At 62.1% G+C, this 20,493-nt stretch carries 18 protein-coding genes; 11 read left to right on the top strand and 7 right to left on the bottom strand.

Annotated features, from left to right (window positions below):
• Positions 1–186 precede the first annotated feature (186 nt).
• Entirely contained in the window at positions 187–1,074 is an 888-nt protein-coding gene (gene yegS, locus ACIP02_RS15100; RefSeq protein WP_400617577.1) for a lipid kinase YegS, read from the top strand.
• Here yegS and ACIP02_RS15095 read toward each other — a convergent pair.
• From ACIP02_RS15095 to ACIP02_RS15085, 3 genes are all read right to left on the bottom strand, one after another.
• Entirely contained in the window at positions 1,058–1,717 is a 660-nt protein-coding gene (locus tag ACIP02_RS15095) for a response regulator (protein ID WP_400617576.1), read from the bottom strand. The two genes, yegS and ACIP02_RS15095, sit on opposite strands and share 17 nt — an antisense overlap.
• A complete protein-coding gene (locus ACIP02_RS15090; RefSeq protein ID WP_400617575.1) occupies positions 1,707–2,603 on the bottom strand; it encodes a sensor histidine kinase in 897 nt (298 codons plus the stop codon). Before ACIP02_RS15090 ends, ACIP02_RS15095 begins: the two co-directional genes overlap by 11 nt.
• Positions 2,604–2,968: 365 nt before the next feature.
• Positions 2,969–3,478: a histidine kinase gene (locus tag ACIP02_RS15085; RefSeq protein ID WP_400617574.1), complete on the bottom strand. Its 510-nt coding sequence runs from the start codon at positions 3,476–3,478 to the stop codon at positions 2,969–2,971.
• Between the two features lie 351 nt (positions 3,479–3,829).
• Here ACIP02_RS15085 and ACIP02_RS15080 point away from each other — a divergent pair, with 351 nt between their 5' ends.
• Positions 3,830–4,765, top strand: coding sequence for a chemotaxis protein CheV (locus ACIP02_RS15080; protein WP_201207172.1), 936 nt, complete (start codon positions 3,830–3,832; stop codon positions 4,763–4,765).
• 55 nt (positions 4,766–4,820) lie between these two features.
• The gene (locus ACIP02_RS15075) at positions 4,821–5,624 is read left to right on the top strand and encodes an MOSC domain-containing protein (protein ID WP_400617573.1); all 804 of its coding nucleotides are present in this window, start codon (positions 4,821–4,823) and stop codon (positions 5,622–5,624) included.
• A 111-nt stretch (positions 5,625–5,735) separates the two neighbouring features.
• On the opposite strand, the gene ACIP02_RS15070 is transcribed toward ACIP02_RS15075, so the two are convergent.
• Complete coding sequence (locus tag ACIP02_RS15070; protein WP_400617572.1) at positions 5,736–7,661, bottom strand: transglycosylase SLT domain-containing protein; 1,926 nt, start codon at positions 7,659–7,661, stop codon at positions 5,736–5,738.
• 221 nt (positions 7,662–7,882) lie between these two features.
• On the opposite strand from ACIP02_RS15070, the gene ACIP02_RS15065 reads away from it, so the two are divergent.
• Positions 7,883–9,811: an ATP-binding cassette domain-containing protein gene (locus tag ACIP02_RS15065; protein WP_400617571.1), complete on the top strand. Its 1,929-nt coding sequence runs from the start codon at positions 7,883–7,885 to the stop codon at positions 9,809–9,811.
• Between the two features lie 121 nt (positions 9,812–9,932).
• Here ACIP02_RS15065 and ACIP02_RS15060 read toward each other — a convergent pair whose 3' ends face one another.
• Positions 9,933–10,373: a universal stress protein gene (locus ACIP02_RS15060; protein WP_201207176.1), complete on the bottom strand. Its 441-nt coding sequence runs from the start codon at positions 10,371–10,373 to the stop codon at positions 9,933–9,935.
• A 110-nt stretch (positions 10,374–10,483) separates the two neighbouring features.
• On the opposite strand from ACIP02_RS15060, the gene ACIP02_RS15055 reads away from it, so the two are divergent.
• From ACIP02_RS15055 to ACIP02_RS15025, 7 genes are all read left to right on the top strand, one after another.
• Positions 10,484–10,921, top strand: coding sequence for a hypothetical protein (locus ACIP02_RS15055; protein ID WP_019096202.1), 438 nt, complete (start codon positions 10,484–10,486; stop codon positions 10,919–10,921).
• Between the two features lie 865 nt (positions 10,922–11,786).
• On the top strand, positions 11,787–13,934 hold the full coding sequence (gene fadB, locus ACIP02_RS15050; protein WP_400617570.1) for a fatty acid oxidation complex subunit alpha FadB: 2,148 nt from the start codon (positions 11,787–11,789) through the stop codon (positions 13,932–13,934).
• A gap of 31 nt (positions 13,935–13,965) precedes the next feature.
• A complete protein-coding gene (gene fadA, locus ACIP02_RS15045; RefSeq protein WP_400617569.1) occupies positions 13,966–15,141 on the top strand; it encodes an acetyl-CoA C-acyltransferase FadA in 1,176 nt (391 codons plus the stop codon).
• A 76-nt stretch (positions 15,142–15,217) separates the two neighbouring features.
• Entirely contained in the window at positions 15,218–15,469 is a 252-nt protein-coding gene (locus ACIP02_RS15040; protein ID WP_400617568.1) for a DUF1653 domain-containing protein, read from the top strand.
• Between the two features lie 100 nt (positions 15,470–15,569).
• Positions 15,570–18,182, top strand: a complete 2,613-nt coding sequence (gene topA / locus ACIP02_RS15035) for a type I DNA topoisomerase (protein WP_400617567.1) — start codon at positions 15,570–15,572, stop codon at positions 18,180–18,182.
• A gap of 221 nt (positions 18,183–18,403) precedes the next feature.
• Positions 18,404–18,919: a DUF6586 family protein gene (locus tag ACIP02_RS15030; protein ID WP_400617566.1), complete on the top strand. Its 516-nt coding sequence runs from the start codon at positions 18,404–18,406 to the stop codon at positions 18,917–18,919.
• A 50-nt stretch (positions 18,920–18,969) separates the two neighbouring features.
• The gene (locus ACIP02_RS15025) at positions 18,970–19,203 is read left to right on the top strand and encodes a hypothetical protein (protein WP_201206570.1); all 234 of its coding nucleotides are present in this window, start codon (positions 18,970–18,972) and stop codon (positions 19,201–19,203) included.
• A 50-nt stretch (positions 19,204–19,253) separates the two neighbouring features.
• Here the strand turns inward: ACIP02_RS15025 and sulA are convergent, their stop codons facing one another.
• Together sulA and lexA are read right to left on the bottom strand one after the other, a co-directional pair.
• Positions 19,254–19,730 carry an SOS-induced cell division inhibitor SulA gene (sulA, locus tag ACIP02_RS15020; RefSeq protein WP_400617565.1) on the bottom strand — a complete coding sequence of 159 codons (477 nt, stop codon included), beginning with the start codon at positions 19,728–19,730 and terminating at the stop codon, positions 19,254–19,256.
• A gap of 13 nt (positions 19,731–19,743) precedes the next feature.
• Positions 19,744–20,352, bottom strand: a complete 609-nt coding sequence (gene lexA, locus ACIP02_RS15015) for a transcriptional repressor LexA (protein WP_110745794.1) — start codon at positions 20,350–20,352, stop codon at positions 19,744–19,746.
• Between the last annotated feature and the right edge of the window lie 141 nt (positions 20,353–20,493).

The following is a 20,493-nucleotide window of genomic DNA, read 5'->3' as shown; positions in this document are numbered from 1 at the left end:
GCTCAGGTCAAAAACGTGTCAAAAGTTCATTAGCAGAGCATAGTCGGGCATTGTCGACTGTGTGAAGAATGCCATCATTTTCTCAAACCGAAGGCTGGTGCTATCCCTGTTTTTGGGCGGGCATGCAACGATCTGTGCAAGCCTGTGGTCGAGATCAGGGTTGGCCAATTTCACGGAGACGCGCACATGCAAGAGCGCAAGGCGATGCTGGTCCTGCACGGCAAGCAGGCGATGAACGAAGAACTGCGCAGTGCCGTGGGCGACCTGCGCGACACCGGCTGGGTGCTGGATGTGCGGGTGACCTGGGAGGCGGGTGACGCGCAGCGCCTGGTTACCGAGGCGCTGGCGGCGGGCTACAGCCATATCGTCGCGGGTGGCGGCGACGGCACGTTGCGCGATGTGGCGCAGGCCATGGGGCAGGCCGCTACCAACGCCAGCCTGGCGCTGTTGCCATTAGGCACTGCCAACGATTTTGCCAGGGCCGCCGGCATTCCCCTCGAACCGGCCGCGGCGCTGGCCTTGCTGAATGTCGAGCCACAACCCATCGACCTTGGTCAGGTCGGCGATCAGCTGTTCCTCAACATGGCGACGGGCGGCTTCGGCAGCCAGGTCACCGCCAATACTTCCGAAGACCTGAAGAAAGTACTGGGCGGTGCCGCCTACCTGTTCACGGGGTTGTCTCGCTTCAGCGAACTGCAGGCCGCTTCGGTGGAGCTGCAAGGGCCGGACTTTCACTGGCAGGGGCCGCTGCTGGCGCTGGGTATCGGCAATGGCCGCCAGGCCGGTGGCGGGCAGGTACTGTGCCCGGAAGCCGTGGTCAACGACGGCTTGCTCGACGTCGCCATCCTGCCTGCGCCACAAGAGGTGGTCGGAGCGTTGCGCGACCTGCTGGCGGGCGACGGCCTGTTCGTACGGGCCAGGTTGCCGTGGGTGGAGATCAAGAGTTCGCAGGGGCTGGACATCAACCTTGATGGCGAACCCTTGCAAGCCGACAACCTGCGCTTTCAGGCCAGGCCCGCTGCCTTGCAGCTGCACCTGCCGCCCGGGTCGCCGTTGCTCAGTCGTCCAGGCTGATGATTTTTTCGCGCACGGCAAACAGCACCAGGCCAGCCACATCGTGAATCTGCAGGCGCTTCATGATCTGCGAGCGATGGGTTTCCACCGTCTTGATCGACAGGCCCAGGCCCGCTGCGATTTCCCGAGTGGATTTGCCACGCACGATCAGGCGCAGGATTTCCAGCTGCCGCGCGGTCAGGTTGTGCCGCTCGCCAGTGCCGTGCTTGCCTTGCCTGGTGTGCTGTAATGCCTGGTTGATGACGGTGTGGGCGATGGCCGGGCTGAGGTAGCGTTCGCCGTGGCGCACCGCCTCCAGGGCCTGCTCCAGCTCGGTGGCACTGGTGTCCTTGAGCAGGTAGCCGTGGGCGCCACTTTCCAGGGCGCGCATGATCAGGTCCGGGTCGGTATGCATCGACAAGACCAGCACCTTGCAGGTGCTGCCGCTGGCCCGCAATTGAGTGAGGGCGTCCAGGCCGCTGGTTGAACGCATGGAAATGTCCAGCAGGACAATATCGGGCGCCAGTGTGCGCACCTGTTCGAGCAGCTGGCTGCCATCATCGGCTTCACCGATCACACCGTAGCCGGGGATGTCGCAAACCAGCGCACGTACCCCGGCACGGATCAGCGAGTGGTCGTCTACCAGCAGCAGTCTACAGGTCATGGGTGGCAGTACTCCTGGCGCGTTGCTGGGTGCGCGGTGGCCACGGGAACACCGCTTCTATCCGCGTGCCCAGGCCAAGCTGGCTGGTGATGTCGAGGCTGCCGTGCAAGGCGGTGACCCGCTCGTGCATGCCGGCCAGGCCGCGCTGGCCAGCTTCGGCCGGGTGGCGGGCGGGCACAAAGCCACGGCCATCATCACGGATCGACAACGCCAGGCCCTCGGGGGTGCGTTGCAGGCGGATGACCAGGTTGTGTGCCTGGGCGTGACGCAGCATGTTGGTCACGGCTTCCTGAGTGATGCGAAACACCGCCATGGCCACGGCTTCGTCGATGCCTCCCAGGCGTTGGTTGCATGCCAGGCTCCATTGCACCCCGCTGCTGGCCAGGGTGCGCACCAAGTGTGCGCGCAGGCTGGCTTCGAGCCCCAGGCTGGCCAGTTGCCGCGGGTTGAGTAGGGAGGACACATCGCGCACGGCGCCAAGGGTGTCATCCAGCGTGCTGCGCAGGGCATCGCAGTGGCCCTGCAGTTCGTCGGGCATGCGCCGTTGCAGCCATTGCAGCTGCAGTTTGGCGGCGGTGAGCAACTGGCCGATATCGTCGTGCAGCTCCCGGCTCAGATGCTGGCGCTCGTCTTCCTGCACCTTGAGCATGCGCTCGGCGAGCTCGGCCGGGCGCAGGCTGATCGACCTGGCGCCCAGGCCCAGTTGCACGGCCGCCCCCAGCGTTGCGGCGAATTGCAGCACCAGCAGGCTGGCGGGGATTGCCAGGTTGGCCAGGTACAGCAGCAGGTTGGTGACCAGCGAGGCCACACACAGCCCGACTGTCAGCCAACGCAGCAGGGCAGCGCGGGAACAGCAACGCATGGGAATCTTCAAGCGTGGGAGCATAAATAAGGAAGCCACTGAAGTATTGCTGATGGAGGCCTTGCACAATGCTGGTCAGAGGCTTTGGCGCAGTACTTTCGATGTTTTTTCGAACACGTGATGTGCAACCTTTTTTGCGGTCGCAAACGTGTGTGGGGGCGCATATTACCACTTCGCCTGGCATCGGTCGCGGCTGGGTAACGCTTTGAAACGCCTGCTGGTCGGGCCGTGGCGAGTAGCAAAGTGCCACCCTTTAATCGCGCTGGTCGAACTTGTGCAGCAACTATGCGGTAATGTTTCAACAGGGCCCGTTGAAAACATGGAGAACTTTCCAAGTTTGACCCTGATGGGGCTTGGATAATCGTGCTTAGTTGCACTTTGGCTCAGTTTTAGTGCGCAGGTTTGGACCGGCTTCTGCGGCTGCCGGAGATCATGGTGTCATGTGGGTGAATGCACACGTTGCCTTCTTCATCGCAGGACGCGCAGGCGGGTGCGAACGGCTGTTGCACGACCTTGGCCAGCTCACCCAGCAGTACCAGCTGCTCGCCGATGTCCAGGTTAAGCCGCCCGGTACGGGTATCGACCAGTTCCAGCTGCCAGGCCAGCAGGGTCAGGCAGGCCCCTATCGCGGGTAGGGCTTCACGGGGCAGGCAGCCGCCGTGACAAGCCGGGGCAAGTAACTGTTGCAGGGCGGTGGCGTAGTGGGCGACTTCACGCAGGCCCAGGCGTGTGGCCTGCCGGGCGAGGCTGTCGAGGGCGTTGTCCAGGCAACGGCAGGCATCCGGGTCATTGTCGATCAGCTCCAGATGCTGCAGGCATTCCTGGGCCTGGGACAGCAGTACCTGGGCATCCAGCAGGAAGCCCTGCAGGGCGTCATCGAACGATAAGGCAGTGTCCATGATCAGGTCCCCGCGCGTGGGGTAGGCGCAAGGGACGGGCACGCCAAAACGATAGCTAACAAAAGCCTGACTCCATTCATGCAATGAGAATGGCGTCACATTAATGGCTAAAGGATATCGCGAACATCAGGTTGCACCCGATTGCTCCTAAGGGTTTCCCTGATGCGAAGCTAAGGTGGGGAACTTTTGGCCTGCCGTTGTTTTGTCACGGAGTGCCCGCAGTAAAGCATGATGGTAAAGTGATATCAATTGCCTGCTCGGCATTTTCCCGCATGGGTCAAGGTGTGCGGGAAGCCGCCGATACAGGGTAGATGATTTCACCTTTTTCGACTCAAGCCTGGGGGTTTTCCAATGGCTGGCATTCTCGACACGGTAGACCAACGCACGCAACTGGTAGGTGAGAACCGCCTGGAAATCCTGATGTTCCGCCTGGCCGGTCGCCAGTTGTTCGCGATCAACGTGTTCAAGGTTCAGGAAGTGCTGCAGCTGCCCAAGCTGACCCTGATGCCGCAGCGTCATCCCTTTGTCTGTGGTGTGGTCAACCTGCGTGGGCAGACCTTGCCGGTGATCGACCTGTCCCAGGCAATCGGCATGCGCCCGCTGCAACCGGGGCCGGACAGCACCATCATTGTCACCGAGTACAACCGCTCAGTGCAGGCCTTCCTGGTGGGCGGTGTCGACCGCATCGTCAACATGAACTGGGAGTCGATCATGCCGCCGCCTTCCAGCGCCGGGCGCCAGCATTACCTGACTGCCATCACCAAGGTCGATGACCAGTTGGTGGAGGTGATCGACGTGGAGAAGGTGCTGGCCGAAATCGTGCCGTACAACGCCCGCGTCTCTGGCGAAAAACTTGCCGACCCGGTGCTGGCCCGGGCACGTGGGCGCGAGGTGCTGCTGGTGGATGACTCCAGCGTGGCCCTGGCGCAGTTGCGCGACACCCTGTCCCAGCTGGGCGTGAAGCTGCATGTGGCCAGTGATGGCCTGAAAGCGCTGCGCATGCTCAAGGGCTGGGCCGATGCCGGCGAAGACGTATGCGAAAAGCTGCTGATGGTGTTCACCGACGCCGAAATGCCGGAAATGGACGGCTACCGGTTGACCACCGAGATTCGTAGCGATGCGCGCCTGCGCCAGCTTTACGTGGTGTTGCACACCTCGCTGTCGGGCAGTTTCAACGAGTCCATGGTGAAGAAGGTCGGCTGTGACAACTTCCTTTCCAAGTTCCAGCCCGATCGCCTGGTCGACGTGGTCAAGCAACGCCTGCTGCTGGATACCGCCACTGCGTGATTGCCGGGCCGGCCAGGTATAAGCTTGGCTTTTGGCATGACGCGAGGCGGCAGGGATGTTTCTCAGTGAGTTGTATCGATACCCGCTGAAGTCGGGGCAGGCACAAGGCCTGCAGGCTTCAGCGGTGGGTTTGTTGGGGTTGCAGGGCGACCGGCGCTGGATGGTGGTGGAGGAAGAAAACGGACGCTTCCTGACCCAACGCGCCTGGCCACGGCTCGGCCAGATCACGGCGAGCGATGACGACAACGGCCGGTTGCTGTTGCAGGCACCTGGTCAGGCGCCGCTGTGGGTGGCGGTGCCGCCTGCCGATGATGCCCTGCGCGGGGTGACCATCTGGCGCGATACCCTGCGCGTGCCGGACGCAGGAGATGCGGCGGCGGCCTGGCTGAGCGAGCTGCTGGGCAAGCCCGTGCGCCTGGTGCATTGCCCGGAACAGCGTGCGCGCTACTTGCCCAACGGTTATGGCTTCAACAGTGACCGGGCGGCGTTTCCCGATGGCTTCCCCTTGCTGCTGATTGGCCAGGGCTCGCTGGACGAGCTGAGCCGGCGCGTTGGTCGGCCGATGGAGATGCTGCGCTTTCGGCCCAACCTGGTGGTGGAGGGCGCTGAACCGTTTGCCGAAGATGGCTGGAAGCGCATTCGTATTGGCAGCTTGGAGTTTCGTGTGCTCAAGCCCAGTGTGCGCTGCGTCTTCACTACCATCGATCCGGCTACGGGCGAGCGCAGTGAAGACCGCGAGCCGATGGCTACGCTGAAGACCTTTCGTGAAAAGGAGGGGGATGTGCTGTTCGGGCAGAACCTGGCGGTAGATGGCAGTGGCAGATTGGAGGTAGGGATGCAGGTGGAGGTGCTGGAGTAGATATATTGCCTGTACCGGCCTCTTCGCGGGTAAACCCGCTCCTACAACGAGCTCATAACCCTTGTAGGAGCGGGTTTACCCGCGAAGAGGCCGGTAGAGGCTCAGCAAACCTCACATGTCATCAAAATACCGCTCATGCCAGTCCACCAGCGGCTGCGGCGCGTTCAGCTTCTGCCCATAGATCACCGAATACGACAGCACGTTCTGCACATACTGGCGCGTTTCGTCGAACGGGATCGACTCTACCCACACATCGAAGCTCAGGTGCTTGGCGCCTTTCAGCCACTGTCGCACACGCCCCGGCCCGGCGTTGTAGGCTGCCGAGGCCAGTACCCGGTTGCCGTTGAACTGGCTGTGCACCTGGCTCAGGTAGGCCGCGCCCAACTGGATGTTCTTGTCCGGGTTCAGCACCTGCGCCGGCGAAGCCAGCGGAATGCTGAACTTGCGAGCGGTTTCCTTGGCCGTGGCTGGCATCAGCTGCATCAGGCCGCTGGCACCCACTGGTGAGCGTGCGTCTTCCATGAAGGCGCTTTCCTGGCGGGTGATGGCAAACACCCAGCTCGAATGCAGGCCGCGCACTTTGGCTTCGCGTACCAGGGTATCGCGGTGGGCCATAGGGAAACGGATGTCCAGGTCGTCCCAGTACTGCGCCTGGCTGATGGTGCGAATGGCCGGGAAGTACCAGCGCAGCTCATAACCCAGGCGCGCCTGGGCGACCATCTCGTCACGGGTGAAGTGGCGGCTCACGTGGTACCACTCGCGGCGGCCTTCGACGATCTGGCCGCGGGCGTGGAACTCCAGTGCGCGCTGGATGCCCGGGGTGTTGCGCACTTTCTTGACCAGTTGCGGGCTCAGCAGCAGCGGCTTGTTGTTGAGCTGGTACGGCGTCTGCGCCCGGTCGGCAGCGAGGAAGCCATAGAAGTCACGCTCGCGCGCCACGGTCTTGTACAGCAGCGGGATCTGCGGGTTGTTCGGCTGTGCCAGTTCCAGGCTGCGTGCCTGCCAGTACTTCCAGCGGCTGCTGGCGGCCAGGTCCTGCGGCAGGCGCTTGGTCAACTCGTAGGCGTCCTCCCAGCGGCCCAGGCGCAGCAACAGGCGCAGGCGCCACTCGCTGACGGTGTTGTCACGCAGTTCGGGGTCGTAGCGGGTCATCAGGTCGAGCGCACGCGGGTCATAGCGGCGTGCCAGGGTCAGGCCGATTTCGCGGGCGATGGCCACCTTTTCGTCGCGGGAGAAGTGCATGCGCTGGGCATAATCGTCGAGCAGCGCCATGGCCCGCTCCGGGTCCTGGCGGGCCAGGCGGCGCAGGCCGAGGCTTACCACATCGGACATCGCCTCGTTGGCCGGGGTGAAGCGCGACGGCTGGTTGAGCAGCTCGGGCTTCTGTGCCACGTCAACCAGCAGGCGCCCCTGCGGGCCAAGGGTGGTCAGCGTGTTGACCAGGTTGTTGGCCAGGCCGTAGTTGCGCGCCTGGGCCGCCAGCTTGGTGCGTTCCCAGCGTTTGCTCTCGGTCAGCTGGCCTTCGGTCGCCCACATGCCGAACAGTGTGTCGCACGCGGCAGGTTGCGACTTGCCGACGTTCCACAGCTTGTCGGCGGTGGCGTTGCCTTCGGCCCGCAGGCCATGGCTGAGCTGGTACTGGCCATTGAGGCAGTCCAGTTCGGTGAAGTTGAGTTTGGGGTCGTAGTACTTGACGAAGGTATCCCACTCGCCGCGTTCGGCCAGCCAGCGCAACCAGCGCAGTTTCATCCAGTTGGCCTGGGGCAGGTCGCCATGCTTGGCGAGGAAACCCTCGATTTCCTGGTTGCTGGCGCTTTTCAGGCGGGCCGTGAGCTCATCGTAGGCCAGGTAGGGCGTCAGCGGGTAGTCGCTCAGGGCTTGGGCATAACGCAGGTACGGGCCTTTGTCGCCCTTGGCCAGCGCACGCTTGGCCTCGTCGTAGTACTGGCGTTGCAAGGTCAGGTCGGCAGCCTGTGCCGCGCAGGTGGCAGCGGTAAGCAGCAGGCAGGATGCAATATGTAACAGGCGGCTGCGCATGATACGTCCGGGCAGTTGAACCATGGGGAAGTGACGGCGAAGCCAGCACTGTTGGAAGCTATTGCCTTAGCTTAGCCGTTTGCCGGCTGCGGGTGAAAGCACTGTGCTTGTATCGGGATATTAAGTTCGACCGGATGTCGCCAGCTGCTCGCCGTTTACCCTGGCGGGTGCCGTCGGGTGCCAAGTCAGGTAGAATGCGCGCCCGATTTATGGAGACCAACATGACCCTGCTCAAATTCAGCGATGTGTCCCTCGCATTCGGCGCCATGCCGCTGCTGGACAAAGTGTCCTGGCAGATCGCTCGTGGCGAGCGGGTGTGCATCATCGGCCGCAACGGCACCGGCAAGTCGAGCATGCTGCGCCTGGTCAAGGGCGAACAGAAGGGCGACGACGGCGAAATCTGGCGCGCCCCGGGCCTGAAGATCGGCGAACTGCCGCAAGAGCTGCCGGTGGCCGACGAGCGCACGGTGTTCGACGTGGTAGCGGCTGGCCTGGATGGCGTCGGCGAACTGCTGGCGCAGTTCCACCACCTGAGCATGAACATCCAGGGTGACGAAGACCTGGAAAAGCTGATGCATGTCCAGCACGAGCTGGAAGCCCGTGACGGCTGGCGCCTGCAGCAAGTGGTGGAAAGCACCCTCAGCCGCTTGCAACTGCCCGCCGACAAGACCCTGGCCGAGCTGTCCGGTGGCTGGCGCCGCCGCGTGCTGCTGGCCCAGGCGCTGGTGTCGGAGCCTGACCTGCTGCTGCTCGACGAACCGACCAACCACCTGGACATCGGTGCCATCGCCTGGCTCGAAGAGGCCCTGCGCGGCTTCAACGGCGCGGTGCTGTTCATCACCCACGACCGTTCCTTCCTGCAGAACCTGGCCACCCGCATTCTCGAACTGGACCGTGGCGGCCTGATCGACTGGAACGGCGACTACGCCAGCTTCCTGGTGCACAAGGAGGCGGCGTTGGCCGCCGAAGAAACCGCCAACGCGCTGTTCGACAAGCGCCTGGCCCAGGAAGAAGTGTGGATCCGCCAGGGCATCAAGGCGCGCCGTACCCGCAACGAAGGCCGTGTGCGTGCACTGAAGGCCCTGCGCGTGGAGCGTGGCGAGCGCCGCGAGCGCCAAGGCAGGGCCAACATCCAGATCGAAGCGGCAGACAAGTCCGGCAAGCAGGTGATGGTGCTGGAGAACGTCAGCTTCCATCACGCCGACGGGCCTTTGCTGGTCAAGGACTTTTCCATGGTCCTGCAGCGCCAGGACCGTATTGGCCTGCTGGGCGCCAACGGTACCGGCAAGACTACCCTGCTGAAGATGATGCTGGGCGACCTTGAGCCGACCGCAGGCAAGGTGGAGCGTGGCACCAAGCTGGAAGTGGCCTATTTCGACCAGATGCGCCACCAGCTTGACCTGGAAAAGACGGTAATCGACAACCTTGCCGAAGGCCGCGACTTCATCGAGATCGATGGCCAGAACCGCCACGTGCTGAGCTACCTGGGCGACTTCCTGTTCAGCCCCCAGCGTGCGCGCACGCCGGTCAAGGCACTGTCGGGTGGTGAGCGTGCGCGGCTGTTGCTGGCCAAGCTGTTCAGCAAGCCGGCCAACCTGCTGGTCCTCGACGAACCGACCAACGACCTGGACGTGGAAACCCTCGAGCTGCTTGAAGAGGTGCTGTCCAACTACAAGGGCACCGTGCTGATGGTCAGCCACGACCGGGCCTTCCTCGACAACGTCGTCACCAGCACCCTGGTGTTCGAGGGCGAGGGCAAGGTGCGTGAGTACGTCGGTGGCTACGAAGACTGGATTCGCCAGGGCGGCTCGCCGAAGCTGCTGGGCGTGACCGAGAGCAAGGGCGGCAAGTCTGCGCTCAACAGTGCGGTGGTGGAGAAAGTCGAGGCCAAGCCAGAGCCTGTTGCTGCGCCGGTGGTGGAAGAGGCTTCGAAGAAGAAGCTCAGCTACAAGTTGCAGCGTGAGCTGGAGATGCTGCCGGGGCAGATCGACGCACTGGAGCAGCGCATGGCAGAAGCCCAGGAAGAAGTGAATGCGGCGGGGTTCTATCAGCGGCCGATTGCGGAAACTTCCGCGGTACTGGCGAAGATCGAGAAGCTGCAGGGCGAGCTGGATGTATTGGTAGAGCGCTGGGCTGAGCTGGAAGGCTGATTGGCGTTAGCCTGATCCGGCCTCTTCGCGGCGGTTCGACGCCTCGATGAACCCGCTCCTACAAGGGTATGCGATCCCTTGTAGGAGCGGGTTCACCCGCGAAGACCCTTTACAGGTTAAATCAATCCTTCTTCTGCAACCGCACCGCCAGCACATCACACGGCGCGCCATGCAACACGTCATTGGCTGTCGACCCTAGCAACAGGGCCAGCCCATGGCGGCCATGGCTGCCGACCACGATCAGGTCGCACTTCTGGTCCTTGGCCAACTGGTGGATTTCCTGGCGCGGTTGGCCGTAGGTCAGGTGCGAATCGCCGCGGTTGATATCCGGGTATTTGTTGAACAGGCGCTCCATGCGCTCCTTGGCCTGGTCGAACTGCTGCTGTTGCAGTTGCGACAGGTCCATGGGGACGTCACCGCCAAAGGCCATGGCCATCGGCTCGACGATGTGCACCAGCGACACCTTGGCGCCTGAGGGCTCGGCGAGCTTCATGGCGCGCTTGATCACCGGGTCGCATTCTTCGGTCAGGTCGACGGCGACCAACAAATGTTCGTATTGCATGAGCGGTACTCCTGACAATCGCGATAGAAGAAGTATGGTCGCTTTTGGGCGGGTCTTCCGTGAAAAATGGCTAACCAGCTCATTTGCAACGCTTTATGGGGTCTACTGATATGACGGTATTGCTGGTGGTGTCAATCCTTGCGCTGATTCTCAGCCCGCTTTCCTGGCTGCGCAGTTCGCGCAAACAGAGCGAGCAGATGAAGCTGCGCCTGGAGGCGCGGCGCATGGGGCTGGCCATGCAACTGGCGCCGCAGCAGTGGCCGCACTGGCTGGAGAAAGAGCCGCCAAGCCCTTGCCCGCAGTACCATCGGGCGCGCCGCCGCGGGCATGAAGACAGCTTCAGCTTCTGGCAAGTCAGCCCGGGAGTGTGGTGGAACCAGTGGCGTGAACCCTGCGAAGATCCTCGCTTTGTCGAGGCATTGGCGCGCTTGCCGGCAAGCGTTTACAAGGTCGAGGCCGATGCGCGGATGATTGCCCTGTACTGGACCGAGCGGGGCGATACGGCTGTATTGCAGGATGTTGCCTACGTCCTTGAAACCTTGGCCTGACAGCTGATTCTTGAGCTGACACCACTCCCTGTGGGAGTTTCACAACACATAACGACAAAGCGGCGGCTTGGCATACCCCTGAAGGGGTGGGGTGCCAAGTCGCCGCTTTGCGTTCTGCTGTCGCAGAAAAGGCCAGGCAGGCCGGGTATACATTTCAAGCAAGTGGGAGTGTAGCCGGTTGCCAGTGATGTGGTTGGGGAATTTTTTGGGGCGGGTGAGGGTGGGCTGCGAGGTGCCTGGCGGGGGATTTGCGGTGTTGTCGAGATCGAGCGCCGCCCGCGCGGCGCTTCGCGGCACAAGGCCGCTCCCACATCTGTTTCGGGCCAATCTCTCCTGTGAGGTCGCCTCTGTCCGCCTTGTTTGTCCCATTCGATATCGAAGGGGAAGCAGTTGCTTTTCATTGTTCCCCAGCCATGCACCAAGGGCACAGGAATAACTGGCCCGAAACAGATGTGGGAGCGGCCTTGTGCCGCGAAGCGCCGCGCGGGCGGCGCTCGATCTCAATGCCATCATCAAACCCAGGCCCTACACCAGAAAACTGCAACGTTCCTTCGGCGCCATAGTCAATCGCTGACATGAATGTTCGGCGATCACTGTCATCATGTTTTGTACCAGGGCGATACAAAATGACCGGAAAGTCGCGTTTTCGCCGTGCTCGTGAGCATTTGACAACGTCGATCTTTTCGGAGAATGTGTGCACACCCAAATCAAACGGGCGTATGAATTGAGCGTTTGTATGTCATGACGCCAAGCCATACTTCCGACTAGCGCGCTGACGGGTGTGCCTGGGGCGGGGCAGATAGGCCTGCTCTTGCTGCAGCGATCGGCGTGTACAGTTCAGCTTCCATATCGTGGAGATCAGTTGATGATTTACGAAGGTAAAGCCATCACGGTTAAGGCTCTTGAAAGTGGCATCGTCGAGCTCAAGTTCGACCTCAAGGGTGAGTCCGTCAACAAGTTCAACCGCCTGACCCTGAACGAGCTGCGCCAGGCCGTCGAAGCCATCCAGGCCGACGCCTCGGTCAAGGGCGTTATCGTCAGCAGTGGCAAGGACGTGTTCATCGTCGGCGCCGACATCACCGAGTTCGTCGACAACTTCAAGCTGCCCGAGGCCGAACTGGTCGCCGGCAACCTGGAAGCCAACCGCATCTTCAACGCCTTCGAAGACCTCGAAGTGCCGACCGTTGCCGCCATCAACGGCATCGCCCTGGGTGGCGGCCTGGAAATGTGCCTGGCGGCCGACTACCGGGTCATGTCCACCAGCGCCAAGATCGGCCTGCCGGAAGTCAAGCTGGGTATCTACCCGGGCTTTGGCGGTACCGTGCGCCTGCCGCGCCTGATCGGCTCTGACAACGCCATCGAGTGGATCGCCGCCGGTAAGGAAAACCGCGCCGAAGACGCCCTGAAAGTCGGTGCCGTCGATGCCGTGGTTGCCCCAGAGCTGCTGCAGGCCGGTGCCCTGGACCTGATCAAGCGCGCCATCAGCGGCGAGCTGGACTACAAGGCCAAGCGCCAGCCGAAGCTGGAAAAGCTCAAGCTCAACGCCATCGAGCAAATGATGGCCTTCGAAACCGCCAAGGGCTTCGTCGCCGGCCAGGCCGGCCCGAACTATCCGGCCCCGGTCGAAGCCATCAAGAGCATTCAGAAAGCCGCCAATTTCGGCCGCGACAAGGCCCTGGAAGTCGAGGCCGCAGGCTTCGCCAAGCTGGCCAAGACCTCGGTAGCCGAAAGCCTGATCGGCCTGTTCCTGAACGACCAGGAGCTCAAGCGCAAGGCCAAGGCGCATGACGAAATCGCCCACGACGTGAAGCAGGCCGCCGTGCTCGGCGCCGGCATCATGGGGGGCGGCATCGCCTACCAGTCGGCGGTCAAGGGCACCCCGATCCTGATGAAGGACATTCGCGAGGAAGCCATCCAGCTGGGCCTGAACGAGGCCTCCAAGCTGCTCGGCAACCGCGTCGACAAGGGGCGTTTGACCCCGGCCAAGATGGCCGAGGCACTCAACGCCATTCGCCCGACCCTGTCCTATGGCGATTTCGCCAATGTCGACATCGTAGTCGAGGCGGTGGTCGAGAACCCGAAGGTCAAGCAGGCGGTACTGGCTGAAGTGGAAGGGCAGGTAAAAGAGGATGCAATCCTTGCCTCCAACACATCGACCATCTCCATCAACCTGCTGGCCAAGGCACTCAAGCGCCCGGAAAACTTCGTCGGCATGCACTTCTTCAACCCGGTGCACATGATGCCGCTGGTGGAAGTGATCCGTGGCGAGAAGTCCAGTGAAGTGGCGGTCGCCACCACCGTGGCCTACGCCAAGAAAATGGGCAAGAACCCGATCGTGGTCAACGACTGCCCGGGCTTCCTGGTCAACCGCGTGCTGTTCCCTTACTTCGGCGGTTTCGCCAAGCTGGTCAGCGCCGGTGTCGACTTCGTGCGCATCGACAAGGTCATGGAAAAGTTCGGCTGGCCGATGGGCCCGGCCTACCTGATGGACGTGGTTGGCATCGACACCGGCCACCATGGCCGTGACGTCATGGCCGAAGGCTTCCCGGACCGCATGAAGGACGAGCGCCGCTCGGCCGTCGATGCGCTGTACGAAGCCAACCGCCTGGGCCAGAAGAACGGCAAGGGCTTCTACGCCTACGAAACCGACAAGCGCGGCAAGCCGAAGAAGGTCTTCGACGCCACCGTGCTCGACGTGCTCAAGCCGGTCGTGTTCGAACAGCGTGAAGTCACCGACGAAGACATCATCAACTGGATGATGGTGCCGCTGTGCCTGGAGACCGTGCGCTGCCTGGAAGACGGCATCGTCGAAACCGCCGCCGAAGCCGACATGGGCCTGGTCTACGGCATTGGTTTCCCTCCTTTCCGCGGTGGTGCGCTGCGCTACATCGACTCGATCGGTGTCGCCGAATTCGTTGCCCTGGCCGATCAGTACGCCGACCTGGGGCCGCTGTACCACCCGACCGCCAAGCTGCGTGAAATGGCCAAGAGCGGCCAGCGCTTCTTCAACTGAGCGGTCAACGAGCTAGAGCGAGAGATTTGATATGAGCCTGAATCCAAGAGACGTGGTGATTGTCGACTTCGGTCGCACGCCAATGGGCCGCTCCAAGGGTGGCATGCACCGCAACACCCGCGCCGAAGACATGTCGGCGCACCTGATCAGCAAGCTGCTGGAACGCAACGGCAAGGTCGACCCGAAAGAAGTCGAGGACGTGATCTGGGGCTGCGTCAACCAGACCCTGGAGCAGGGCTGGAACATTGCCCGCATGGCCTCGCTGATGACCCAGATCCCGCACACCTCCGCAGCGCAGACCGTCAGCCGCCTGTGCGGCTCGTCGATGAGTGCACTGCACACCGCTGCCCAGGCGATCATGACCGGTAACGGCGATGTGTTCGTGGTGGGTGGCGTGGAGCACATGGGCCACGTCAGCATGATGCACGGCGTCGACCCCAACCCGCACCTGTCCTTGCATGCCGCCAAGGCTTCCGGGATGATGGGCCTGACTGCAGAAATGCTCGGCAAGATGCACGGCATCACCCGTGAGCAGCAGGACCTGTTCGGCGTGCGTTCGCACCAGTTGGCCCACAAGGCCACGGTCGAAGGCAAGTTCAAGGACGAGATCATCCCGATGCAGGGCTTTGATGAGAACGGCTTCCTGAAGGTGTTCGATTTCGACGAAACCATTCGCCCGGAAACCACGCTCGAAGGCCTGGCGTCGCTCAAGCCTGCGTTCAACCCGAAGGGCGGTACGGTCACGGCCGGTACCTCGTCGCAGATCACCGACGGCGCGTCATGCATGATCGTCATGTCCGGCCAGCGTGCCATGGACCTGGGTATCCAGCCATTGGCGGTACTCCGTTCGATGGCGGTGGCCGGCGTCGATCCGGCAATCATGGGCTACGGCCCGGTGCCATCGACCCAGAAAGCCCTCAAGCGCGCCGGCCTGACCATGGCCGACATCGACTTCATCGAGCTCAACGAAGCCTTCGCTGCACAGGCCCTGCCAGTGCTGAAAGACTTGAAAGTACTCGACAAGATGGATGAGAAGGTTAACCTGCACGGCGGCGCCATTGCCTTGGGCCACCCGTTTGGTTGCTCCGGGGCACGTATTTCCGGCACCCTGCTCAATGTCATGAAGCAAAATGGCGGTACCCTGGGGGTGGCGACCATGTGCGTCGGCCTTGGTCAAGGTATCACCACTGTCTTCGAACGCGTCTGATCGCGTAGCGGGACAGCAGCCGGGGCCTTGTGCCCCGGTTTTGTTTTTTTCAGGTTTATTCAAGAGGGTGGGCAACATGCAGATACAACCAGGCGTATACCGGCATTACAAAGGGCCTGAGTACCGTGTCTTCAGTGTTGCGCGGCACTCCGAGAACGAAGAGTGGATGGTGTTCTACCAATGCCTGTATGGTGATTACAGCTTCTGGGTGCGGCCACTTTCGATGTTCCAGGAGTCCGTCGAGGTTGACGGCGAGCAGGTGCCACGCTTTGCTTTGGTCAAGGCCGAAGAGGGGCTGCCCGGGTTGCTCGGCAAGTCGCGGGCGTGATCGTTCGAACTTGACCTCACACTTTTGCCACTATATATAGCGGTGCCGCGTCTGGCACCTGACGCGTTTTTTATCTTCAGATTCAGGAATACTCCGATCCATGGGCAAATCGCTGGTCATTGTGGAATCCCCGGCCAAGGCCAAGACCATCAACAAGTACCTGGGCAACCAGTACGTGGTGAAGTCGAGTATCGGCCATATCCGAGACCTCCCCACCAGCGGTTCGGCCAGCGCAAGCAAAGAGCCGGCCGCCAAGCGTGGCAAGGCTGCTGCGGGTGAGGCTCCGGCCCTGTCGCCAAAAGAAAAGGCCCGCCGCCAACTGGTGGCGCGCATGGGCGTGGACCCCGACCACGGCTGGAAGGCCAAGTACGAGATCCTGCCTGGCAAGGAAAAGGTGATCGAAGAGCTGCGCCGCCTGGCCAAAGATGCTGACACCATCTATCTCGCAACCGACTTGGACCGCGAAGGGGAAGCCATCGCCTGGCACCTGCGCGAGGCCATCGGCGGCGACGACACCCGCTACAAGCGCGTGGTGTTCAACGAAATTACCAAGAAGGCCATCCAGGAAGCGTTCTCGCAACCGGGCGAGCTGGACATCGACCGGGTCAACGCCCAGCAGGCCCGGCGCTTCCTCGACCGTGTGGTCGGCTACATGGTTTCGCCACTGTTGTGGTCCAAGATTGCCCGTGGCCTGTCCGCCGGTCGCGTGCAGTCGGTAGCAGTGAAGCTGGTGGTGGAGCGCGAGCGTGAAATCCGTGCGTTCATCCCGGAAGAGTACTGGGAGATCCACGCCGACCTCGGTACGGCGAAAAACGCCAAGGTGCGTTTCGAAGTGGCGCGCGAGAAGGGCGAGGCCTTCAAACCGTTGAACGAAGCCCAGGCCATGGCGGCGCTGGAGAAGCTCAAGGCTTCCAGCTACAGTGTGGTCAAGCGCGAAGACCGCCCCACCAGCAGCAAGCCGTCGGCACCGTTCATCACATCCACCCTGCAGCAGGCAGCCAGTAATCGCCTGGGCTTCGGTGTGAAAAAGACCATGATGATGGCCCAACGCTTGTACGAAGCGGGCTACATCACTTACATGCGTACCGACTCGACCAACCTGTCGGGCGACGCCCTGGACATGGCGCGTAGCTACATCGAGCGCGAATTCGGCAAGCAGTACCTGCCTGAGGCGCCGCTGGTCTACGGCAGCAAGGAAGGCGCCCAGGAAGCGCACGAAGCCATTCGTCCTTCCGACGTGAACACTCACCCGACCAAGCTCAGTGGCATGGAGCGGGACGCCGAGCGCCTGTACGAGCTGATCTGGCGCCAGTTCCTGGCCTGCCAGATGCCACCGGCGCAGTACCTGTCCACCAGCGTTACTGTGGCTGCCGGCGACTTCGAGCTGCGCGCCAAGGGCCGTATCCTCAAGTTCGACGGTTATACCCGCGTGCTGCCACAGCAGAGCAAGCCGGGCGAAGATGACGTGCTGCCAGAGATGGTCCAGGGTGAGGCGCTGAAGCTGCTGCAGATCGACCCGAGCCAGCACTTCACCAAGCCACCGGCACGCTTCACCGAGGCCAGCCTGGTCAAGGAAATGGAAAAGCGCGGCATTGGCCGCCCGTCGACCTATGCGGCGATCATTTCCACCATTCAGGACCGTGGCTACGTGACCCTGCACAACCGGCGCTTCTACTCCGAGAAGATGGGCGATATCGTCACCGAGCGCCTGTCGGAGAGCTTCTCCAACCTGATGGACTACGGCTTTACCGCCGACATGGAAGAGAACCTCGACGACGTGGCCCAGGGCGAGCGTGACTGGAAGAACGTGCTTGACGAGTTCTACGGCGACTTCAGCAAGAAGCTGCAGACTGCCGAGTCCAGTGAAGACGGCATGCGTGCCAACCAGCCGACCATGACCAACATTCCGTGCAAGGAATGTGGCCGGCCGATGATGATCCGCACGGCTTCCACGGGTGTGTTCCTCGGCTGTTCGGGCTACAGCCTGCCGCCAAAAGAGCGTTGCAAGGCCACCGTTAACCTGGTGCCGGGCGACGAGATTGCTGCGGATGACGAGGGTGAGTCGGAGTCGCGCGTGCTGCTGGGCAAGCACCGCTGCCCGATCTGCGCCACGGCGATGGATGCCTACCTGCTGGACGAGAAGCATAAGCTGCACATCTGCGGTAACAACCCGGATTGCGCCGGCTACGAGATCGAGGAAGGCAGCTACCGCATCAAGGGCTACGAAGGGCCGAGCCTGGAGTGCGACAAATGCGGCAGCGAGATGCAATTGAAGACGGGCCGTTTCGGCAAGTTCTTCGGCTGCACCAACCCGGCGTGCAAGAACACCCGCAAGCTGCTGAAGAGCGGCGAAGCGGCACCACCGAAGATGGACAAGGTGGACATGCCGGAACTCAAGTGCGAGAAGGTCGACGACACCTACGTGTTGCGCGACGGCGCTTCGGGGTTGTTCCTGGCGGCCAGCCAGTTCCCCAAGAACCGCGAAACCCGCGCACCGCTGGTAATGGAGATCGTGCCGCACAAGCATGAGATCGACCCGAAATACCACTTCCTGTGCGATGCGCCGCAGAAAGACCCGGATGGTCGCCCGGCGGTGATCCGCTACAGCCGCAAGACCAAGGAGCAGTACGTGCAGTCCGAGGTGGATGGCAAGCCGACCGGCTGGAAGGCGTTCTACGATGGTGGTGCGTGGAAGGTTGAAGACAAGCGCTGATCTGACCGTGCTGTAAATTGGGGCCGCTTCGCGCCCCTTCGCGGCGGTTCGGCGCCCCGGTAAACCCGCTCCTACACAGTATCGCGCCGCCCTTGAATACGGCGCAGTACCTTGTAGGAGCGGGTTCATCGGGGCGCCGAACCGCCGCGAAGGGCCGCAAAGCGGCCCCAATCATTTATGATGCAAATACTTGCCTTGCAGCCTCACGGGAGGGCCCAGAAATGGCCCAGGAAACCTACACCCGCACCAACCAGAAATTGTTCTTCGCCGGCCTCGCCCTGGAGTCCATGGCCAAGGCCGAGCAAAGCCAGGCCATGAACGCCCAGGGCCTGGTCCAGGCCGAGCGTGAGTCGGCGCTGTTTCACCTGTACGGCGCGTTGCTGGGCATGTGCCATGAAATCGGCGCGTTCTACCGCCTGCCAGTTGTGGCAACGGTCGAGCAAGCCCTGGCCGACGACACCCTTAATGGCATCGCCATTCCGGAAGTGGCCGAGTTGCTGGAACTGGCCCGCCAGCGCGAGACCTGGCTGGCGCAAATGCTCAGTGCTTATGCCGATTTGTTCCGACCACCTGTCGCCAGGAAAGCGCCAAAAACCGATGTGACCCAGCCACTGATCCAGGCGGTCAACCTCGATGAGCCGGAGCATCCAGCGCTGTCGCGTGCCGAGCTGGAAAGCTGGCGCAACAACCTTAAAGGCCTGGTGAGACGTTTCCGCGACGCGTTGAGTGAGTGCTGATAACCGCAGCGGCTGGTACAATACTGGCCTTTCGCGGAGAACTGCCATTTATGTCTACGTCGTTTCTGGAAATTGTCGAGTTGCCCGATGGCCGCATCGAACTGCGTCGCGCCGAGGATGAGGGCTCTCTGGTAACCCTGGATTTCTCGGAAGACGCCAAGGTATTCCTGCAGGGCCAGCATGTTGAAGTGGCCAAGGCCATGCTCAGCGTGGGCGTGCAGATGGCCGGTCGCCTGATGGATGGCGAGCTGGAGAAAGATGAAGGACCACGCGTGCTGCACTGATGATGCAGCAGGGCGTCAGGCTTTTTGAAGTGACAGGCAAAGCCTGAACATCAGCCGAGGCGGATGTTCAGGCTTTGTGCATTTCCGGCACTGGCTGCGCGCAGCAGTTGCTGGCGCGAAGTGGCGTTGACGCTGCCCAGCCAACTGACCACGGTGTGGCTGAGGCCCAGGCGCAAGACTTCGCACGCCAGTTGCAGCGGGCTTTGGTTGCTGCGAGGGTGCAGCAGCAGGATACGTTCACGGTTGAGGCCAGCATCGCGCAGCCAGGCCTGGGTCAGGCTCGATGGCGGGGCGATCAGGGTCAGCCAGCGGGTCTCGTCCTCTTCACTCAGCTCGCGCAGTACCGGTGCCAGCAGGCTTTGGCAGTGCCCGGGGGCGCCGCGCAGCGACAGTTCGCTGAACAGCTCGGGCTGGGTGATCTTGCGTGCCAGTTCGCTGGCTTTCAGGCCAGGTAGTACGGGTTGGGCGAGGAATGCTTCGAACAACGGCAACTGGGCTTGCTCGGGTGCGTGAATGAACTGCTGCATGACGCCTCCTGGATCAGCGGCGAATGACGCCGACGCTCAAGCCCTCGATCACCAGTTCCTGTTCTTTCAGGTCGACTTCGATGGGGGCGAATTCGGGGTTTTCGGCAAGCAGCCAGACCTTGCTGCCTTCGCGCTTGAAACGCTTGACGGTGACTTCGTCGCCGATGCGGGCTACCACGATCTGGCCATTGCGGGCTTCGCGGCAGGTATGTACGGCCAGCAGGTCACCGTCGAAAATACCGACGTCCTTCATGCTCATGCCGTGTACGCGCAGCAAATAGTCGGCCTGGGGGTGGAAGAATGCCGGGTTGATGTTGCAGGATTGCTCGATGTGCTGTTCGGCAAGGATCGGTGCGCCGGCAGCCACCCGGCCGATGATCGGCAGGCCACTTTCTTCGGCCTTGGCTTCAAAGCCCGGGATGCGGATGCCGCGGGAGGCGCCCGGGGTCATTTCGATCGCACCCTTGCGGGCGAGGGCCTTGAGGTGTTCTTCGGCAGCGTTGGGCGACTTGAAGCCCAGCTCCTGAGCGATCTCGGCGCGGGTTGGCGGGAAACCGTTGTCTTCCAGGCAACGCTTGATGAACGCGAGAATTTCGGCTTGGCGTGGCGTCAGTTTCAACATGTTGTGCGCTCTGTCTTTTTGTACAGTGACTGGGATTATATACAGTACTGGATGCGCTGCAAGCGATAACGCGCAATAAACAGTAGAGGTGGCGCTTGCAGCTTGCCGGCTGGCGCTTTTAAATGGCGACCGCCCGGTCAC

This window comes from Pseudomonas sp. NPDC089408, from assembly GCF_044749445.1.
In the GTDB taxonomy this organism is placed as follows: domain Bacteria; phylum Pseudomonadota; class Gammaproteobacteria; order Pseudomonadales; family Pseudomonadaceae; genus Aquipseudomonas.
This window is presented reverse-complemented; position numbering and strand designations above follow the sequence as displayed.

What these genes read in the sequence shown, in the direction of transcription:
- yegS (WP_400617577.1), top strand. Translation starts at nt 187, where the DNA reads ATGCAAGAGCGCAAGGCGATGCTGGTCCTGCACGGCAAGCAGGCGATG.
- ACIP02_RS15095 (WP_400617576.1), bottom strand. Translation starts at nt 1,717, where the DNA reads ATGACCTGTAGACTGCTGCTGGTAGACGACCACTCGCTGATCCGTGCC.
- ACIP02_RS15090 (WP_400617575.1), bottom strand. Translation starts at nt 2,603, where the DNA reads ATGCTCCCACGCTTGAAGATTCCCATGCGTTGCTGTTCCCGCGCTGCC.
- ACIP02_RS15085 (WP_400617574.1), bottom strand. Translation starts at nt 3,478, where the DNA reads ATGGACACTGCCTTATCGTTCGATGACGCCCTGCAGGGCTTCCTGCTG.
- ACIP02_RS15080 (WP_201207172.1), top strand. Translation starts at nt 3,830, where the DNA reads ATGGCTGGCATTCTCGACACGGTAGACCAACGCACGCAACTGGTAGGT.
- ACIP02_RS15075 (WP_400617573.1), top strand. Translation starts at nt 4,821, where the DNA reads ATGTTTCTCAGTGAGTTGTATCGATACCCGCTGAAGTCGGGGCAGGCA.
- ACIP02_RS15070 (WP_400617572.1), bottom strand. Translation starts at nt 7,661, where the DNA reads ATGCGCAGCCGCCTGTTACATATTGCATCCTGCCTGCTGCTTACCGCT.
- ACIP02_RS15065 (WP_400617571.1), top strand. Translation starts at nt 7,883, where the DNA reads ATGACCCTGCTCAAATTCAGCGATGTGTCCCTCGCATTCGGCGCCATG.
- ACIP02_RS15060 (WP_201207176.1), bottom strand. Translation starts at nt 10,373, where the DNA reads ATGCAATACGAACATTTGTTGGTCGCCGTCGACCTGACCGAAGAATGC.
- ACIP02_RS15055 (WP_019096202.1), top strand. Translation starts at nt 10,484, where the DNA reads ATGACGGTATTGCTGGTGGTGTCAATCCTTGCGCTGATTCTCAGCCCG.
- fadB (WP_400617570.1), top strand. Translation starts at nt 11,787, where the DNA reads ATGATTTACGAAGGTAAAGCCATCACGGTTAAGGCTCTTGAAAGTGGC.
- fadA (WP_400617569.1), top strand. Translation starts at nt 13,966, where the DNA reads ATGAGCCTGAATCCAAGAGACGTGGTGATTGTCGACTTCGGTCGCACG.
- ACIP02_RS15040 (WP_400617568.1), top strand. Translation starts at nt 15,218, where the DNA reads ATGCAGATACAACCAGGCGTATACCGGCATTACAAAGGGCCTGAGTAC.
- topA (WP_400617567.1), top strand. Translation starts at nt 15,570, where the DNA reads ATGGGCAAATCGCTGGTCATTGTGGAATCCCCGGCCAAGGCCAAGACC.
- ACIP02_RS15030 (WP_400617566.1), top strand. Translation starts at nt 18,404, where the DNA reads ATGGCCCAGGAAACCTACACCCGCACCAACCAGAAATTGTTCTTCGCC.
- ACIP02_RS15025 (WP_201206570.1), top strand. Translation starts at nt 18,970, where the DNA reads ATGTCTACGTCGTTTCTGGAAATTGTCGAGTTGCCCGATGGCCGCATC.
- sulA (WP_400617565.1), bottom strand. Translation starts at nt 19,730, where the DNA reads ATGCAGCAGTTCATTCACGCACCCGAGCAAGCCCAGTTGCCGTTGTTC.
- lexA (WP_110745794.1), bottom strand. Translation starts at nt 20,352, where the DNA reads ATGTTGAAACTGACGCCACGCCAAGCCGAAATTCTCGCGTTCATCAAG.